The following is a 17,480-nucleotide window of genomic DNA, read 5'->3' as shown; positions in this document are numbered from 1 at the left end:
TCCAGATCCAGTGCAGATGGGCGGCGCACCATGGGTCCGCCGGGTCCGCGGAACCGGCGGCCAGGGCTTCGACCAGGCCGGTCAGCGTGGCCGACGGGCCGATTCCGGCCCTCGGTAGCAGGGTCCCTGTACCGTCCGGGGGGTCGGATCGGCCGGAATCGGATCGGCCGGAGTCAGGCCGAGGGCAGCCCTGGTCATGGCGCGCACCACCGGTGGACCACCGGCGGGCAGCGGGCCGCCGCGGATCCGGCGGCCATCGTCGAGGGCGGCCAACGCGAGATCGACCATTGGCCGTAGCCCCGGGAGAATAGGGACCTCCCGCATCCGCGGACCGTCCGTGGGCCCCCCATTCCTCCGCCCCCGTTCCTCCGCCGGCGTGGGCTTCCCGGCTGGCGTGGGCTCTCCGGCTGGCGCGGTGGCGACAGGTGTGTCAGGGCTGCGCGGGGGGATCATCCGACGGATCCGAACCCGACGGGTGCCTGATCGGCGGGTGGGTGTCCCAAGGCCGCGTGGACGGAGAGCCTGCGGACGGCGGCATCGATGGCGTCGGCGAGGATTGTGAGGACGCGATCGCCCTCCTCATCGCTGAGGATCAGTGGTGGCAACAGCCGGGCGACCGCGCCGTGCCGCCCACCGAGCTCGATGATCAGGCCGCAGCGCAGACATTCGGCCCGTACCAGACCGGCGAGCTGCGGGTCGGCGGGGTGCGCGCCGACGAGGTCGGGGGCTGCGGTCGGATCGACCATCTCGGCGCCGAGCATCAGCCCGCGGCTGCGCACGTCGCCCACCTGCGGCCGGTCCCGGGCGATCTCCGCCAGGCCGGTGAGTAGGCGCGTGCCGAGCCGGGCGGCGCGTTCGTCGAGACGGTCCTCCCGCACCAGGCGCAGCGTGGCGTGGCCTGCGGCCATCGCCAGCTGGTTTCCACGGAAGGTGCCGGTATGTGCCCCGGGCGCCCAGGTGTCCAGCTCAGACCGGTAGGCGATGACGGCCAGTGGCAGCCCGCCGCCGATCGCCTTGGACATGACGATGATGTCGGGGGGTGATACCGCTGTGCTGCGCGGCCCAGTACTTCCCGGTGCGACCGACTCCCGTTTGGACCTCGTCCAGGATCAGTGGGATGCCGCGGCGACGGGTGATCTCGCGGACGGCGCGGAGCCAGCCGTCGGGCGCGGGAATCACCCCGCCCTCGCCCTGAACCGGTTCTACGATCAGTGCCGCCGGCCTGACGACCCCTCCGGCGGGGTCATCGAGGAGACGTTCGATGTAGCGGGCGGACAGCTCGGCACCGTCCGGACCGGGGGCGCGACCAGACCCCACCCCGAACGGGCACCGGTAGGGGAAGGGGAACGGCAGCCGTACGACGGATGTCGACGGCGGCAGAGGATCTTTGACGGCGACGTTCCCGGTCACGGCCAGGGCGCCCGCCGTCATCCCGTGGTATCCACCGGTGAACGCGAGGATGGTCTGGTTGCCCGTCACCGTCTGCGCGAGCTTGATGGCCGCCTCGACCGCGTCGGCGCCGCTCGGGCCGCAGAAGTGCAGCTTCACATCGCTCCCCATGCCGGCCGGCAGGCAGCCACGGAGTTCATCGGTGAAGGCGTCCTTCTCGGGGGTGGCGAGGTCGAGCGTGTGCAAGGGGGCCCCTCGGGTGAGCATCGACGTGATCGCCTCGGTCACCACCGGATGGTTGTGTCCCAGTGCAAGCGTTCCGGCGCCGGCCAGGCAGTCCAGGTAGCGGCGGCCATCCGCGCCGAGAACCATGGTTCCGGACGCCCGGACAGGCACGATCGGGAGGGTCCGCGCATAGGTCCGTGCCGCCGATTCGCGCTGACGCTGACGCGCGAGGATCATGGCCGGGTTCGCGGCACCCGTGGGTGCGGACGTGGGACCCGCGGTGGCGGGGGCTGCGGGCGTGGACCTGGCGGCGACGGGGGTCGTAGTCACGGGGGGTGCGGTCACGGGGGGGCGTCGTCGCGGCTCTCGTGGTTACGGAAGGCACGGCCGCGGAGGGCGCCGTACGGCCGGCTGGGCCGCCGGCGGCGGCGTCACGAGCGGAAACCGTCATCGCGGGCGACTCCCTTTCGCGCAGGCTGATTGAGGGAAGCCTAACCTAAGCCAGTCGCACCATGGTTGCTCCGCGCAAGGTTATGGTGGCGCCAAGCAGATTTGGTGGTCTCTTCATAGTCCGTCCGGGGGAGTCGGGTTGCGGCAGAAACATCGGCCTCAGGCTGTGGTGTTTGCGGCATGTCCACTACACGCCCGTCGATCCGGATCAGACAACCGGTTATGGCGGTGACGAACGTCCCGCGATCGTCCGGCGGCACGGAAGCCGGAGGCGGTCCGTGTGAGGTATCAGGCACCGTTTGCGGATCCGATCCGTGTTTCGTCGCCCCACCATCGGGCTAGCCGACAGAGTCGGGTCCAGATGGAGACCACCCATCCGAGACGACCCATCCGAGACCACCCATCCGAGACCACCCGTCTGGACTATGCGTCCGCGCTCGGCAGCCCGCGGCACACGCCATCGCTCCTGTGCGCCTGGCGGCAGAGTGGGTTGTCCTGTCCCTGGCGGACGACGCGGCTGAGCTCGGGCGCCTGAGGGAGTCTCGGACGACTGATGGAGTGAGGAGTCGATCTGGTGGACCTGCCGCCCTCGGCCGCGCCGCTGCGCGCCCTGCCCGCCGAAAGCCTCCCCCGCCCGGTGTTGACCGCGGTGCGTGACTGGCCGGCTGGCGCCGGAGAGGTCAGTGCCTACTTTTACGACCCGGCGGCGGCCGCGCGGAACGCCGCGGCGCTGCGGGCCTGCCTGTCCATGTGGGCGGAGGTCTGCTACGCGGTCAAGGCCAACAGCTTTCCGCCGATACTCGACGCCCTGTTGCGTGGGCCCGGTCCGGACATCCCTCGGTCGGGGCGGGAACGGAGTGACTCCAGCCTGGGCGCCACCCCGACCGGCGCCAGGACCGGCGCCAGCGGCCGGGGCATCGACGGTTTCGAGGTCTCCTCCGCGCACGAGGTGCGCCTGGCGCAGGCAGCGTACGGCCGGGTCGACCCCGCTCGGCGTCCCCACCTGGTCGCCTCCGGACCGGGGAAATCGATGACCCTGCTTACCGCGCTGGTCTCGGCCGACGTCGACGTCGTCAACGTCGAGAGCTTCGGTGAACTGCGCCGCCTGGACGCCGTCGCCGCCCGACTCGGCCGTCGGGTACGGGCGGCGGTGCGCGTCAACCCGGCCCGAGTGGGACTGGCAGGCTCCCTCCAGATGGGCGGTCGGCCGAGTGCGTTTGGCATCCCCGAAACGGAGGTCCCCGCCGCGCTCGAACTCGCGGCGGATCTGGCCCATATCGACGTCGTCGGATTCCATGTCCACGCGGTGTCCGGCAATCTCGATGCCGCCGCCCATCTGGGCTACGTCCGGTGGTGTCTCGATTTCGCCGCCCGGACGGCTGCCGCGGCCGGGATCGAGCTGCGGATGGTCGACGTGGGCGGTGGATTCGGGGTTCCGTTCGAACCGGACCGGCGCGGTGACCGGCCCTTCGACCTAATCCGATTTGGTGAGGGACTGAGTTCGTTGCCGGTTCCGGACGGAACTCGGGTAATCTTCGAGCCGGGGCGGATGCTGGTGGCCGACTCCGGCTGGTACGCCGCCGAAGTGATCGACGTCAAACATTCCTACGGGACGGAATTCGTGATTCTGCGTGGCGGAATTCATCATTTCGCGCTGCCGACATCGTGGGAGATCATCCATAACTTCGCCGTCGTGGAGAGATCGGGCCGGAACGGTGGGCCGGCGCCGGAGCCGAAGGACACGCGGGAGGCGGTGGTCGAAGGTCGTCCGGTGACGATGGTCGGGGAGCTGTGCACGCCGGAGGACACCCTCGCCCGTGACATCACGGTCGATCGGGTGCGGTCGGGTGACGTCGTCGTCTTCCCCATGGCGGGTGCGTACGGCTACGAGTTCGCGCTGCCGGATTTCCTTGGCCACCCCCGAGCCCGGCGCGTCGAGCTTCAGGGAACGCGGCATGCTCCGTTCCCCACCGATCGGTCGAGCTGATCGGATACCCGGGAGAGGAATGTTCCCTCAGCACCAGGTTTAAGTTCATCGCTCCAGCCGCCATGGCAGTTATTTCTGGCATTCTTGGAAATATTAATCCAAGTCGTATTTTTCAGATTATTGACAATCTGTTGATGGGACGATGCGTACCGTTTATCGGTCTGGCGCCTAAATGGGACATTGCGGACGGCGGGGGCTGATGTGCCGTGGTTCTGGTCTGTTCGGCTGGTCAAAAGCAGGACTTCTGTCACAATGAATAGACAACTAGCAATCTAGGGTGGCATTCCTATCGGATCAGCCGTGACTGCCGATCGGGAGTCACACCAGGACACGGCCGGGAGTATCGATCGGGGAGAAGACCCATGTTTTCGTACCTACATCGTCTCAGGACCATCAGCGTGCTCGGCGCGGCGACCCTCGTCGGCGGGCTGCTTGGCGGCGGTGGTTACGCATACGCGCAGAGCAGTTTCACCGGCAACCCCTGGGTGTTCCGGGCGACCAACCAGAGTGCCGAGGGGCTTCGTATCCAGTCGACGGGCGGGCCCAACGGCCAGCTGTTCATCGTCTACGACCATCTGAACCAACCCATCTTCGCCGTCAACAAGGCCGGCGGCGCCGGTGTGTTCGGGGACAACTTCAACGTCCACCAGGGCAACGACATCCTGCATCCTTGGGTGCGGATCAGCGTCACCGATCCGCAGCCCGCCGACTGCGTGACCACGGGCCAGCTCGTCCTCGGGGGCTCGACCGGTTCGGGTGGCCGCGTCTGGCGGTGCGTCGTCGGGCAGGGGTGGACGCCCGTCCTCTGACGGGACGTGGCCCGTGGCGGGATGCGGCCCGCTCGGACGATCGTGACGTCACGCGACGTCATGATCCGGTGTCGCATTGCTTTTCAAGTAGCGCACGCCCTTTTGCCATGGCATCACATCAAGGTGCCGCTAAGCCTCACTGCCTATGGACGCCGGGGCGACAGCGCCGCACAGGCGACACTGAGCCGGCAGCCGGCCGGCGAATTTGGGGGACCTGAGCACGGTCTGCGGTCCCTGGACCGTGCCTTGCTCCCCATAACTCGGCCGCCGCGATCCTCGCCCGCGTTCCCACCATGACCGCCGCCCTGGACGCCGCGAGCGCCCCGGCCGGCGCATCCGGCCCGAGCATCCCGTTGACGCCCGTCTCGGCCTGGCAACCCGGCGACCCGCTCTTCGCCGCCGGTTCCGATGGCACCCCCGACAACTGGCACCCCCGACAACCCCGGGCACGTCGGCATCTACCTCGGCGGCAACCAGGTGCTGCACGCCCCCACACCGGCGACGTCGTCAGCATCGTTTCGCTCGACCGGTACGAGAAGGTTACCGGCGCCACCAGACCTTCTGCGCTGACCCGCTGACCCGCTGACCAATGATCAGGTGATTCGCCGACCATGTCGGACCCATCCGCTGCGGGGGAGGGCCGGGTGGGGAATGACGTGACGGCGTCAGAGGCCCTTGGTGATGATCGTGACGGCCGCCTTGGCGTCGTTTGGCCGGGCCGCCTCCCAACCCGCGCGTGCCGCTCCGGTGCGGCCTGATCCGGCACGGTCCGATCTCGACCGCCTCGACAGGACCGGGAAGGGGGACATCCCAAAGGCGGACGACAGCAGGGCCGATGCGGAGGCGGATGCGGCCGGGGGGCGGATCGGTGGGGAGCACCGGGCCGCCGGGGCGGAGCGGGTCACGGCGGTGGGTTCGGTGGGTTCGGCGGGTTCGGTCGGTGACGACCCGTCGGCGGACGACGGCCCCTCGGGCAGCGAGGAGTTCCCGGCGTCCGGGGATGCCGCGCCGTCGGCTTCGGGGACGGAGGTGGACCGCCGACCCATCACCGGCGCCGGCAGAACCGGCACGGGCAGGTCGAACCACAGGTACTTCCCTGACTCGACCGCCACCGTCCCCCAGCTGCCCGCCAACGTGTCGAGAACCAGCAGGCCGCGACCGCCCTCGGCGTCCGGCGCGGCCTCACGCCGCTGCGGCAGGACCGTCGAGGTGTCCGACACGGACGCGTGGATCAGACCGGGCCGTATCTCGATGAGCAGCCACAGCGGCGGCTGCCCGTACTTGACCGCGTTCGTCACGAGCTCACTGACGAGCAGCTCGGCGGTGCCGCGCACGTCCTCGGGAAGGTCCGCCAGCCGGATGCCCTCACGGAGCACCCTGCGGGCCTGCGGGACGGCAGAGGGCAGATAGGGGAGCTCGGCGAGTATGTGGGTTGCGGGTGGGCAACTGGACGTTGCCTGCCGTACCACATCCATCGGGACCGAAAACGCGCTCATCGACCACCAAGCCTGTGCGAGGATATCGAGGTGGCTCTACCCACTGGGTGGGGATTGAAGCCTCTGTTTCCGGATCGCACCTCTTGAGGCCATGCCGATACGGCATCCGGCACGGCGCCCGGTGGTGTCTCCTCTCCGTGGGCCCTTCCGTGGGCCCTTCGTGCCCGTGGGGCCCGGGCCTTCGTGCCCGTGGGGTCCGGGGCCCGCGGTACGCCCGCGGGCGTACCGGAGGTGCCCTCGGAGGTAGCCCGGAGCGCCCATCATGCCGGTCAGCCGGGCACGCGCGCCACGAGGATCGCGACGTCGTCGCGCAGGTTGCCGCCGGCGAACCGCTCGGCGGCGGCCAGGACGCGATCCGCGATCCCCTGCGCTGACAGTCCCGCGCACCCCCCGATCGCGTCGAGGAGCCGGTCCTCGCCGAGCAGCTTCCCGCCATTGCGGGCCTCGATCACCCCGTCGGTGTAGAAGACCAGTGACTCGCCCGGGCGCAGGACGATCTCGAACCCCGGAAACGAGACCTCGTCGTCGTCGAGGACGCCGAGCAGGGTTCCCGGGCGACCGACGAGCGAGGCGTGCCCGTCAGCGTGCAGCACCACCGGCTGGGGATGGCCGGCGAGGAACAGCCGCAGTCGGATCCCGGTGCCGGTGCCGGTGCCGGTGCCGGTGTCGGCGGACTCGCTCCCCGCGGGTCCGCCGGCCGGCGCCATGATCGCGGCGGCGGCCAGGGTGCAGAACCGGCTCTGCCCGTTCGGATGAGACGACGTGGCGTCGCGCAGGGTCCGGTTCAACTCGAGCAGCACCTCGCCGAGCTCCGTACCCCGGCCCGTCAGCAGCCGCAGGACGGCGCGGGCCACCCCGGTCACGGTGGCGGCCTCTGCACCCTTGCCACAGACGTCGCCGATGGCGATCGTCCAGCCGAGCGGACCCGACAGCAGGTCGAAGAAGTCGCCGCCGACGTCGAGACCCGCCGACTGCGCGGCGCCATAGGCGGAACCGAGATCCAGTCCCTCGATCATCGGCAGCTCCGGTGGGCGCAGACCCGCCTGGAGCGTGCCGGCCAGTTCCACCTGCCGGCTGTAGAGCCGGGCGTTGTCGACTGCGAAGGCGGCCCGGCGCGCGAGGTCGGCGAGTAGATCGATCTCGTCCGCGGCGAAGGCGTTGCCCTCGGGGCGGCCGAGCGCGAGCACCCCGAGTACCCGCCGCCGGGCCCGCAGTACCATCACGAGCGCCGGTCCGCCGAGCGCGGTCAGCGAACGCACCCGGTCTCCGCTCGCGGAGCGCACCGCCGCCATCAACAGGCCGTCCGGGTCGACCGCGGCAGCGGTCAGGGCGCCCGCCGCATTCTCCTCCGCGTGCGCCGCCGCCCACAGGGCGGGATCGGCGTTCTCCCGGTGCAGGTACACCGCGCACCACTGGGCCAACCGTGGGACCGGCAACCGCGCGAGCAGCGCCAGCGAGCGGCTCAGGTCCAGGCTGCCCGCCAGCAGATCGGACGCCTCGGCGAGGAAGGACAGCATCCCGATGCGGCGTTCCTCGGCGCGTCGCATGTCGCCGCCGCCGAGGGCCAGGGCCATCCATCGGGTCGTCAGGCGGATGCGTTCCACGTCCAGCCCGGCCGCCGCGGCGGCATCCGTCCAGCGGACCTCGCCAGAGACCTCCGCTCCGCCCGAACCGCCGGTGCCGCCCGAACCACTCGGGCGGCCGCCGGCCGCCGGCCAGAGCAGCAGTTCGCCGAGGCTCTCCTGCGTCGGATCCAGCGGGAACGAGAGCGCCTCGGTGACCGAGCTGACGGCCCCAAGCGTGGCCACGGTCTCCAACCGGCCGCCGTCGCGCCCGGGACGCCGCACCAGCCCAGCGGTTACCGCGAGCGCGTCCACCAGTTGCGCGAGCAGTTCGCTGACCTCGCCCTCGGCGGTGAGAGCACGGGCGGTGTCCCGGGCTATCAGCCGGACCGGACGCGCCGGTACCACGGGGGCCGGGGCCGCGCGGGGCGCGGGACTGGTCACAGCCACAGCGGGCGAGGACGAGGACGCGGACGACGAGGCACCGGCGGCCTCGTCGTCGCCCGCCGCCGGGGTGTGCGAGCCGTCGCCGACGGTTCCCAGGCGGAACCAGACGGTCTTGCCGCCGCGGCCGTGCTCGGTCCCCCAGCTCGTCGCGAGCGCGTCAACGAGGGCGAGGCCGCGGCCGTCCTCGCGCAGCCCGTCGATGCCGAAGTCGGCGTCCCCGACCTTCTTTACCCGGGCCATGCCGATGCGGACCGGATGCCGGTCGGCGACCCCGACCCGCACGCCGTCACCGTCCGCGCGCACCTCCACGGTGGCCGAGGTGCCCGCGTGCACGACGACATTGGTGACCAGCTCGGTGACGAGCAGAAGCGCGGAGTCCAACAGGTCGTCGTCCAGCCGCCCGTGCAACGCCTCGAGCAGGAAGCGCCGGGCGGCCCGGGGGGAGTCGGGCGTCGGTGGCAACGCGATGGCGCGCGCCGGCATCGTCCCACCCCCTGCTGCGCCATACATGTGCTCAGTCTCTCCTGCGTTGTCCATCGTGAGGCGGATACTGGCGGCTGGTGTCACCTGTCCACCGACGCCGCCCCACGCTGGTGCCCGTGGGAGACCGCCCTTGACCCGGGTCCTCCGCCCGGCCCGGGATCCGGGACGATCGTGTCGACCGAGCTCAGGTAGGAGACCAATGAGCCCCGCATACGACCCGCAACCCTCGGCTCGTCATGATCTGGATGCACCCGGCGGTGACGCTACCGCGACCATCGTGCCCCATGCATCCCTTCTCGCGGACGACACTCGGGCGCCGATGGCCGCCGCCGACGAGCTGATCGCGGATCTCCTGCACGGGCTGACCCGCCTGTGCGAGGGCGACTTCTCGACCCGCCTCGCGGCGCGGGACGGCTACGCCGGTGACGTGGTGCGCAAGTTCGACGAGCTGGCCGCCATCCAGGAGCGCCACGCGCGTGAGTTGGCCCGGGTCAGCAGGGTGATCCGCCGTGACGGCCGGCTCACCCTGCGGATGGAGGACATGGGCAGCCCCGGCGGCTGGTCCGACATGACGCAGGCGGTGAATTCCCTCATCGACGACCTGGCCCGGCCGACCCACGAGGTGGCGCGGGTCATAGCGGCGGTGGCCGAGGGGGACCTGTCCCAGCACATGGCGTTGGAGATCGCCGGCCAGCCGGTGCGTGGGGAGTTCCTGCGGATCGGCACCACGGTGAACACGATGGTGGACCAGTTGTCGTCGTTCGCGGACGAGGTGACCCGGGTCGCCCGCGAGGTGGGCACGGAGGGCAACCTGGGCGGGCAGGCCAAGGTCAAGGGCGTCTCGGGGGTATGGCGGGACCTCACCGAGTCGGTGAATTCGATGGCGGGCAACCTGACCAGCCAGGTCCGCAACATCGCGCTGGTGACCACGGCGGTGGCCCGCGGCGACCTGAGCCAGAAGATCACCGTGACCGCGCAGGGTGAGATCGCTGAGCTGAAGGACACTGTCAACACGATGGTCGACCAGCTCTCCTCGTTCGCCGCGGAGATCACCCGGGTGGGCCGGGAGGTCGGCGTCGAGGGTAAGCTCGGCGGTCAGGCCACCGTAGCCGGAGTCGCCGGAACGTGGAAGGACCTCACCGACAACGTCAACCAGTTGGCGTCCACGCTGACCATCCAGCTGCGGGCGATCGGCGACGTCTCCACCGCGGTGACCCGCGGTGACCTGACCCGGTCCATCTCGGTGGAGGCCGAGGGCGAGGTCGCCGAGCTCAAGGACAACATCAACCAGATGATCGCGCGACTGCGCGAGACCACCGAGGTCAACGCCCAGCAGGACTGGCTGAAGTCCAACCTGGCCCGGATCGGCAGCAAGATGCAGGGCCAGCGCGATCTCTACGCAGTCTGCCAGATGATCATCAGTGAGATGGCGCCCGCGGTCAACGCCCAGCAGGGCACGGTCTACCTGCTCGACTTCATCGAGGGTGACAAGCTGCGCTACGTCGCCGGCTACGGCTCGGTGCCCCGGCGTCGCTCGGACGGCACCTTCCTGTTCGGCGAAGGACTCATCGGGCAGGCGGCCCTGGAGCGCGACCGTATCCGGGTCGAGCACGTACCCGCCGGCTACCTCAACATCCGTAGCGGACTCGGCGAGGCGCCGCCGTGCGACCTGGTCGTCGTGCCGGTCGTGTTCGAGAACCAGGTGCTCGGCGTCATCGAGCTGGCCTCGTTCTCGCCGTTCTCCGAGCTGCACCTCACCCTGGTCGACCAGCTCGTCGACACCATCGGGGTGGTGCTGAACACGATCATGGCGAACGCTCGGACGGAGGAGCTGCTGGCCCAGTCCCAGCGGCTCACCCAGGAGCTGCGTTCGCAGTCGGTCGAGCTGCAGCGGACGAACAACGAGCTCGAGGAGAAGGCGGCGCTGCTCGAGGAGAAGAACCACGAGATCGAGCTGGCCCGCATCGGGTTGGAGGAGAAGGCCGAGCAGCTGGCGCTGTCGTCGCAGTACAAGTCGGAGTTCCTGGCGAACATGAGCCACGAGCTGCGCACGCCGCTCAACAGTCTGCTCATCCTCGCCAAGCTGCTGGCCGACAACCCGGACCGTAACCTCTCCCGCAAGCAGATCGACTTCGCCGAGACGATCCACTCCGCCGGTTCCGAGCTGCTCGAGTTGATCAACGATATCCTGGACCTGTCGAAGGTCGACGCCGGGAAGATGAACGTCGATGCGACCACCGTGCGCACAGCGGCGCTCTGCGACGCGGTCGCCGGGGTCTTCGGCCCCGTGGCGGAGGAGAAGGGCCTGTCATTCCAGGTCAACCTCGCTCCCGACGTGCCAGCCGAGTTCGTCACCGACGAGCAGCGCCTCCAGCAGGTGCTGAAGAACCTCCTGTCGAACGCGGTGAAGTTCACCGACACCGGCACCGTCCGGCTCGACGTCACCGTCGCCCGGTCGGATCTGCCCTTCCTCTCGCCGAGCCTGTGTTCCGCGGGCACGGTGTTGTCGTTCGCGGTCACCGACACCGGAATCGGGGTCGCCGCCGAGAAGCTTCGGATGATCTTCGAGGCGTTCCAGCAGGCGGATGGCACGACGTCGCGTCGCTACGGCGGCACCGGGCTCGGCCTGTCGATCAGCAAGGAGATCGCCCGCCTGCTGGGCGGCGCCATCGCGGTCTCCAGCGTGGTCGGCCGTGGGAGCACCTTCACCCTCTACCTGCCGTCGGCCCCGCCGGCGCAGATGCCGTCCTTCGGGGTCACGCCGGGCGAGCCGGACAACGTTCTCATGATCGTCGATCCGTCGGGCCAGTACCTCGGGCGGCGGTCGGGTGAGAGGGTGGACGCGGGAGCGGGTGGCGGACCCGCGTCCGCCGGCCGCGATGCCGGGCCCGCGAACGGATGGCAGAGCCCCGACGCGGACCGGTTCGGCACGACGGCACTCGTACCTTCGTCCCCGACCTCGTCCCCGACCTCGTCCCCGCCGACCTCGTCCCCGACCCGTTCCGGGTCCGGCGCGGGGGGAACCGCCGGGCACGGGGGCACGGGTGGAATCGGCAGCGCCCACTGGTCCGCCGCGGCCGGCGGGCCGGCGGATGGCTCGGCGGCCTTCACCTCGGGCTGGCGGCCGAGCGAGCCCGTCACGGTGGGGACTCCGTTCCTCACCGAGTCCACCGAGTCCGCCAGCCGCCCGCTGACCGAGGGATCGGAAGGATCCGATCCCCTGGTCGGTGCCACGGTGCTGGTCGTCGACGACGACGTCCGCAACGTCTTCGCGCTCACCAGTGCGCTGGAGATGTACGGCATGCGGGTCCTCTACGCCGACAACGGTCATGATGCGATCCGTATGCTGCAGCAGGACACCCCGCCCGTGCACCTCGTGCTGATGGATATGATGTTGCCGGGCATGGACGGCAATGAAACGACCTCGATGATCCGTGACATGCTGGCGTTCGCGGATCTGCCGATCTTGGTGCTGACTGCCAAGGCCATGCCGGGAGACCGGGAGAAGAGCATCACCGCCGGGGCCACCGACTACATCACCAAGCCCGTGGATCTGGACCATCTCCTCGGGGTGATGCGGTCGTATCTGTATTGATCAGATCGCGTATGGTGCGCATCGGGTGGCTATCGGTGGGGCGGTGAGATGCCGTCGGGAGCGATCAGTGATCGTGGAGGGGTGGCGACGCCCACCACGGGTCGGTAGGGCGATCGGGAAGGAGGAGGCAGGCGGGTGACCGAGCGGACCAGCGGTTCCGTCGACGGCGAAGGTGGGCCGAGCACGGAACGGCCCCGCAGCAAGATCCTGCTGGTCGACGATCGAGCGGACAACCTGATGGCCTTGGAGGCGATTCTCGCCTCGCTGGATCAGGATCTCGTCACGGCGTCGTCGGGTGATGGACGGTTTCGAGACAGCGCACCGGATCAAGCAGCGGGGGCGTACCCGAGACACTCCGATCATCTTTCTGACGGCGATCGACCGCGAGCCGCACCACGCGTTCCGCGGCTACGCTGTCCGCGCGGTCGACTACATCGCGAAGCCTTTCGACCCCTGGTTGCTCCGGGCCAAGGTCAGCGTCTTCGTCGAGCTGTTCGAGAAGAACGAGCGGCTGGCCGAGCTGGTCCACCAGCGTGTTCGCGACTTTGATTCTCTGACGGAGATCGCGGAGCGGCTGATCGCGTTGGACGTCCTGTTGGAGGGCAGCGGCCGCAGCTCCGCCGAGGAGACCCTCGCGGCGGCCGGGGCCGAGGTCCGCGGACTCGTCGCTCGGTTGCAGCCCTTCGCTCGGCCGACGAACGCCTGATCGTCCACGGCGCCGGCCGGCGCCCGCCGGCGGGCGCCGGCCTCCCGCCAGCATTATGCGGGATGGCGTGGGTGCGGCTGCTCGACCACTACAAGGGGGCGCCCGGCCCATGGCCCGCGCCGATAACATGAATTTGTCGACCAGATCCGCCGCCGTGCCGGCACGGCCGGTTTGTGTAGTCGTAGGAGGTTTCGTCATATGGCGATATCCCGGCGCAACCTCCCTGGGCTCACTGGGACTGATCTCCAGACTATCGGTCCGTATACAGTTGAACGGAAGCTGGTCGACGCCAGGACAGGACCGGTGTTTCTTGCACGTAACGGCGAGGCGCGTCCGGTCCTCGTCAAGACGATCACCGCGCCCTTCGGGCGGGACACAGAGTTCCGTCGGCGCCTGCGCGTCGACCTCGACAACATCCGCCGGTTGGCGCCGTCCTGCCTCGCCGCCATCCTCGACCTCGACACGGGCGCTCGCCCCCCCTACGTCGTCGCGGAGTTCATCGACGCCCCGACTCTCGCCGCAACCGTCGCCGACGGCGGAGCGTTGTCCGGACCGGACACCCACCGGCTCGCCGTCGGGCTGGCGACGGCTCTGGCCGCACTGCACGAATCGGAAATTTTCCTCGGCGATCTGAAGCCTATCAATGTGGTTCTTTCCGAGCGGAGGCTGCGGCTGATTGACTTCGGGCTCTTCCGAGCGATGAATGCGGTAAGCATGAATAATCCGGGCGGACCGCCGTCCGGTATCGGCACACTTGCGTTCATAACGCCCGAACAGGTTCTCGGACAGACCGCCACCGTCGCATCGGATGTCTTTACCTGGGGCAGCGTGCTGTTATTCGCCGTGACCGGCCGGCCGCCATTCGGTGCCGGAACGCCCCGGGTCCTGCTGCAGCGGGCCGTCTACGCGGAACCCGACCTGTCCGTGTTCAGTCCGGAGCTGCGCGAGCTGGTCGCGGCGGCGATGCGCAAGGACCCGAAGCGCCGGCCGGCCGCGGCCGAACTGCTCGAACAGCTGGTGGCCCATCCGACACGAAGCAGCGAGGCGGAGCCTGCGGTCGAGCCCACCCGGCGTCTCGCCCTGCCTGCGGGTGTCATCGAGACGCCGGTCCCGGTGCAGACGAGGCGGGCGGCCGAGTCCGAGTCGAAACCGGAGGTCGTAGGCACGAGCGACCTCGCTGCCCGTGCCATCGGTGCCATACACGGCCTCGAGATCGTGCTCGAGGCCGCGACTGAGACCGAGGCCGTGCTCGAGACCAGGGCGGTACGTGGGGCCGGGCCGGCCGCGGAGATCACGGCCGTCCCGCCGGCTGCCGCGGTCGCCCTCAGCGCCGTCCGTACCGGAGCAGAGCCGCGGATGCGTCCGTCGTCTCCCGGTCCGTCGGCCCCCGTGGCCGGTGCGCCTGCCCCACAGCCCACCGCGGCCGCGAGCGCGCGCGCAAGCCACGTCCAGGAGAAAACCGGGAACGTCTCCGCCTTATCGTCATCATCGTCACCGCGGGATCACCTGGACCGCGGGTGGCTCCGACGCGTGCTCTCGATTGGCGTGGCGGCCTCGGTGCTCGTCCTCCCGACCGTTGTGATCGTCGATACGCTGCGGGAGCGCAGCGCGGCGGCCACGTCGCGCGAGGCGGCCCGTGGCGCGATGCGCCTTCTCGACCGGGAACCGGATCTCGCCGGTCAACTCGCCGTCTCGGCCTACCGCACGGCTCCGACCTCGGCCGCGGCGGAGGCGCTGGTCAATGCGAGCGTCCGGCAGATCGGGCCGGCGACGGGAGCGATCCGCGATCTGCTGATCACCCCGGATGGTCGATATCTAATTATCATCGGTGACTTCGGCGGGTCGGTGTGGAGCATCATCGGTCCTGGCCGGGTGCGTCACGTTACCGACCTGCCCGCGGTGGCCGCAGCCACGGGAGATCGCAGCCCCCTCGCGGCCGGGATCGCCCCGGCGGCAATGGTGAAGGGCCTGCTCGCCGTCGCGCTGGTACCCGCATCCGGTCCAGCCATGGGGGTGCGGGCGTCCACGACCATGGTGACGGCGGGGACGGACCGGGTGATCCGGTTATGGCGGCTGGCCCAGCCCGGGCTCACGGACGACGGTGACCTTCAGTCGGCGATCAAAATCGGTCAGCGAGTGAGTCTGCTCGCCGAGCTGCGGGGACACACGGGTACGGTGGCGAGCGTCGCGGTGAGCGCGGATGGCCGGACCCTGGCCTCGGCGGGTGCCGATCGCGTCGTCCGTCTCTGGGACATCAGCCACCCGCAGAATCCTCGCGCCCTCGCCGAACTGCCCCAGCCGGCGGAGGTCACCAGCCTCGCCTTCACGCCCGACGGCGACTCGCTCGCCGTCGGGGGGGCAGGCCATCTCTCCGTCTGGGATGTGACCGCTGCCGGGCAACCGCGCCGCCGGGCCCACCTGACCGCGGCCGCCACTGTCCGCAAGCTCCTCGCCAGCCCGGACGGCCGGTGGCTCGCTGTGGCGAGTACCTCCGACGGCGGCTCGTTGACGGAGATCTATGGGCTGGACAGCCCCCGGGGACTGCACCGCCTCACCGCCATCGCGAGCCGACCGGGCCAGGCCGGTTCGATCGCGCTCTCCGCCGACGGGCGGGTCCTCGCTGTCAGTACCCCGGCCGGTCAGGTGACCCTCTGGGACATGCGCTCACCGTCCCGGCCGGTGCAGCCGGCCACCCTGCCGGTCGGCACCGCGCCGACGGCGACGGTCTTCGGACTTCTGGGACATGAGGGCGTCCTCGCCGGCGTGGCCGGTGACGCCGTCCGTCTCTGGCAGCTCGACCTGCTCGCGGCCGAGGACGAGATCTGTGCCAGGGCCGAGGGCCGCATCAATCGGGAGCAGTGGCGGACCTACCTCGGTCACCGGCGCTACGACCCGCCCTGTGACTGACCCGGCCGGCTATCGCGAGAAGTGGCGCGCGGCGCCGTAACCGGGGCCCTGTTCCGGGCGGCCCGTCCGGGACGTCCATCGCCACTGGACCGAGATGCGTCCGGCGACGTGCTCCCGGACCCTGGGCACCGCGTGCAGCCAGTCGGCCTGGGCCCGACCTCCCAGCACGATCAGATCACCGCCGGCCGGGGAGAGGTCGCGAGCGCCGGATGCCTCCGGGTCGTCGAGGATCCGTCGGCCGGGCGGCAGGTGGCGGGACTTGATCAGGAACGGTCGCCGGGCACCGAGGGTGAGGATGGCGATCACCGTGTCGTCGAGCCAGCGCATCTCGCGGTCCCGGTGGAAGGCGACGCCGTCGGCTCCGTCCCGGTACAGCGACAGGCCAAAGCCGTCGAACTCCACGCCGTAGGTCCGCCGCAGGGTCCGGTAGGCGTCGAGCAGGGCGGGAAAGGCGACCGGCTGACCCTGCGGGATCCAGGCGCTCATCCGTGGTTCGGTGACGTGGCGTTCGTAACGCCACATGGTTCCCTGTCGCCAGGGGATCTCGGCATGCAGGGTCTCGTATAGCTGGTCGGCGCCGCGTAGCCATCCGCGCGTGACGTCGGCCCAGGACCGGTCGTCCAGCCAGATCCGTTGCACCGACGCGGTGCGGTCGACCGCACCGTCGGCGGGCACCGCGGTGCCGTCGGTCTCGCTCGTCACCCGGCCGACGCTACCCGGCCGACGCCATCCGGACGGCCCGGTCCGGGGCCGGCATCTGGCGTAACCTGCGAGATCCAGGAGGCATATTCCGTGACGGTGAACAGGCGAGGATGACCGGCGCAGCACCCGACCCCGGGACCTCGACGAACCTCGAGAGCGATGTCCGTCGTCTTACCGGAACCGCCTTCACCGGAACCGCCGTGGTCAGGACCGAACGAGCCGCGCGATCGCGGCCGACGCCTCCCGGATCTTCTCGTCGGCCACCGGACCGCCCTCGGCGGCGGCGTGCGTCACGCAGTGCGCCAGATGGTCCTCGAGGAGCCCGAGGGCGACCGACTGCAACGCCCGGGTCGCCGCCGAGACCTGGGTGAGGATGTCGATACAGTACTTGTCCTCGGCAATCATGCGCTGTAGCCCCCGGACCTGGCCTTCGATGCGGCGAAGCCGAGCGGTGTAATCGTCCTTGGTGTTGGTGTAGCCGTGCATCCATCGCGCCTTCCCGTCCGGGTACCCCCCTACGGTACCCGGGCCGGTGCCGGTCGTCGGATCGGGATTCGGTGAGATAGCGGCGCCAACCGCTGACTGGAATTCGAACCGATGCTCCTCCCGGCGGTGACAGGTCCCACGATCATCACCGTGGGTGAGAATTCTCCGCCCGTGCGGTATCAGTGGCGCGGGTCCTCCAGGACAGGTTCGGGTTGCCCGTCCACGTCCTGCCTAAT

Annotated in this window: 11 protein-coding genes and 1 pseudogene; 6 read left to right on the top strand and 6 right to left on the bottom strand. The window is 70.0% G+C overall.

Annotated elements, in window-relative coordinates:
- Positions 1 to 449 precede the first annotated feature (449 nt).
- Both AC08OU_RS12360 and AC08OU_RS12355 read right to left on the bottom strand, forming a co-directional pair.
- Positions 450 to 1,022, bottom strand: coding sequence for an aminotransferase class III-fold pyridoxal phosphate-dependent enzyme (locus tag AC08OU_RS12360; RefSeq protein WP_476601396.1), 573 nt, complete (start codon positions 1,020 to 1,022; stop codon positions 450 to 452).
- Entirely contained in the window at positions 967 to 1,959 is a 993-nt protein-coding gene (locus AC08OU_RS12355) for an aminotransferase class III-fold pyridoxal phosphate-dependent enzyme (protein WP_476604912.1), read from the bottom strand. The genes AC08OU_RS12360 and AC08OU_RS12355 overlap by 56 nt, the downstream gene beginning before the upstream one ends.
- 679 nt (positions 1,960 to 2,638) lie before the next feature.
- Between AC08OU_RS12355 and AC08OU_RS12350 the strand changes: the two genes are divergently transcribed.
- The 3 genes from AC08OU_RS12350 to AC08OU_RS12340 all read left to right on the top strand — a co-directional run bounded on the left by AC08OU_RS12350 (position 2,639) and on the right by AC08OU_RS12340 (position 5,438).
- Complete coding sequence (locus AC08OU_RS12350; RefSeq protein WP_476601398.1) at positions 2,639 to 4,051, top strand: type III PLP-dependent enzyme domain-containing protein; 1,413 nt, start codon at positions 2,639 to 2,641, stop codon at positions 4,049 to 4,051.
- Between the two features lie 362 nt (positions 4,052 to 4,413).
- Positions 4,414 to 4,860 carry a hypothetical protein gene (locus tag AC08OU_RS12345; RefSeq protein WP_462187540.1) on the top strand — a complete coding sequence of 149 codons (447 nt, stop codon included), beginning with the start codon at positions 4,414 to 4,416 and terminating at the stop codon, positions 4,858 to 4,860.
- A 293-nt stretch (positions 4,861 to 5,153) separates the two neighbouring features.
- On the top strand, positions 5,154 to 5,438 hold the full coding sequence (locus AC08OU_RS12340) for a hypothetical protein (RefSeq protein WP_476601399.1): 285 nt from the start codon (positions 5,154 to 5,156) through the stop codon (positions 5,436 to 5,438).
- 87 nt (positions 5,439 to 5,525) lie between these two features.
- Here the strand turns inward: AC08OU_RS12340 and AC08OU_RS12335 are convergent, their stop codons facing one another.
- Together AC08OU_RS12335 and AC08OU_RS12330 are read right to left on the bottom strand one after the other, a co-directional pair.
- Positions 5,526 to 6,356 (bottom strand): ATP-binding protein, encoded by an 831-nt coding sequence (locus AC08OU_RS12335; protein WP_476601400.1) that lies wholly within the window; start codon positions 6,354 to 6,356, stop codon positions 5,526 to 5,528.
- Between the two features lie 269 nt (positions 6,357 to 6,625).
- Positions 6,626 to 8,875 carry a SpoIIE family protein phosphatase gene (locus AC08OU_RS12330; protein ID WP_476601401.1) on the bottom strand — a complete coding sequence of 750 codons (2,250 nt, stop codon included), beginning with the start codon at positions 8,873 to 8,875 and terminating at the stop codon, positions 6,626 to 6,628.
- 172 nt (positions 8,876 to 9,047) lie between these two features.
- Between AC08OU_RS12330 and AC08OU_RS12325 the strand changes: the two genes are divergently transcribed.
- From AC08OU_RS12325 to AC08OU_RS12315, 3 genes and pseudogenes are all read left to right on the top strand, one after another.
- A complete protein-coding gene (locus AC08OU_RS12325) occupies positions 9,048 to 12,443 on the top strand; it encodes a hybrid sensor histidine kinase/response regulator (protein ID WP_476604911.1) in 3,396 nt (1,131 codons plus the stop codon).
- 135 nt (positions 12,444 to 12,578) lie between these two features.
- Positions 12,579 to 13,149 (top strand): annotated as a pseudogene (locus AC08OU_RS12320) (response regulator).
- 303 nt (positions 13,150 to 13,452) lie between these two features.
- Positions 13,453 to 16,056: a WD40 repeat domain-containing serine/threonine protein kinase gene (locus AC08OU_RS12315; protein ID WP_476601629.1), complete on the top strand. Its 2,604-nt coding sequence runs from the start codon at positions 13,453 to 13,455 to the stop codon at positions 16,054 to 16,056.
- A gap of 9 nt (positions 16,057 to 16,065) precedes the next feature.
- On the opposite strand, the gene AC08OU_RS12310 is transcribed toward AC08OU_RS12315, so the two are convergent.
- The gene (locus AC08OU_RS12310; RefSeq protein ID WP_476601628.1) at positions 16,066 to 16,758 is read right to left on the bottom strand and encodes an alpha-ketoglutarate-dependent dioxygenase AlkB; all 693 of its coding nucleotides are present in this window, start codon (positions 16,756 to 16,758) and stop codon (positions 16,066 to 16,068) included.
- 204 nt (positions 16,759 to 16,962) lie between these two features.
- A complete protein-coding gene (locus AC08OU_RS12305; protein WP_462187547.1) occupies positions 16,963 to 17,244 on the bottom strand; it encodes a metal-sensitive transcriptional regulator in 282 nt (93 codons plus the stop codon).
- Positions 17,245 to 17,480: the final 236 nt, after the last annotated feature.

The organism is Frankia sp. CcMO1, from assembly GCF_977945845.1.
The sequence above is the reverse complement of the archived record's forward strand: the minus strand, read 5'-3'. Positions and strand labels throughout refer to the sequence as shown.

What these genes read in the sequence shown, in the direction of transcription:
- AC08OU_RS12360 (WP_476601396.1), bottom strand. Translation starts at nt 1,022, where the DNA reads ATGTCCAAGGCGATCGGCGGCGGGCTGCCACTGGCCGTCATCGCCTAC.
- AC08OU_RS12345 (WP_462187540.1), top strand. Translation starts at nt 4,414, where the DNA reads ATGTTTTCGTACCTACATCGTCTCAGGACCATCAGCGTGCTCGGCGCG.
- AC08OU_RS12340 (WP_476601399.1), top strand. Translation starts at nt 5,154, where the DNA reads ATGACCGCCGCCCTGGACGCCGCGAGCGCCCCGGCCGGCGCATCCGGC.
- AC08OU_RS12335 (WP_476601400.1), bottom strand. Translation starts at nt 6,356, where the DNA reads ATGAGCGCGTTTTCGGTCCCGATGGATGTGGTACGGCAGGCAACGTCC.
- AC08OU_RS12330 (WP_476601401.1), bottom strand. Translation starts at nt 8,875, where the DNA reads ATGTATGGCGCAGCAGGGGGTGGGACGATGCCGGCGCGCGCCATCGCG.
- AC08OU_RS12325 (WP_476604911.1), top strand. Translation starts at nt 9,048, where the DNA reads ATGAGCCCCGCATACGACCCGCAACCCTCGGCTCGTCATGATCTGGAT.
- AC08OU_RS12305 (WP_462187547.1), bottom strand. Translation starts at nt 17,244, where the DNA reads ATGCACGGCTACACCAACACCAAGGACGATTACACCGCTCGGCTTCGC.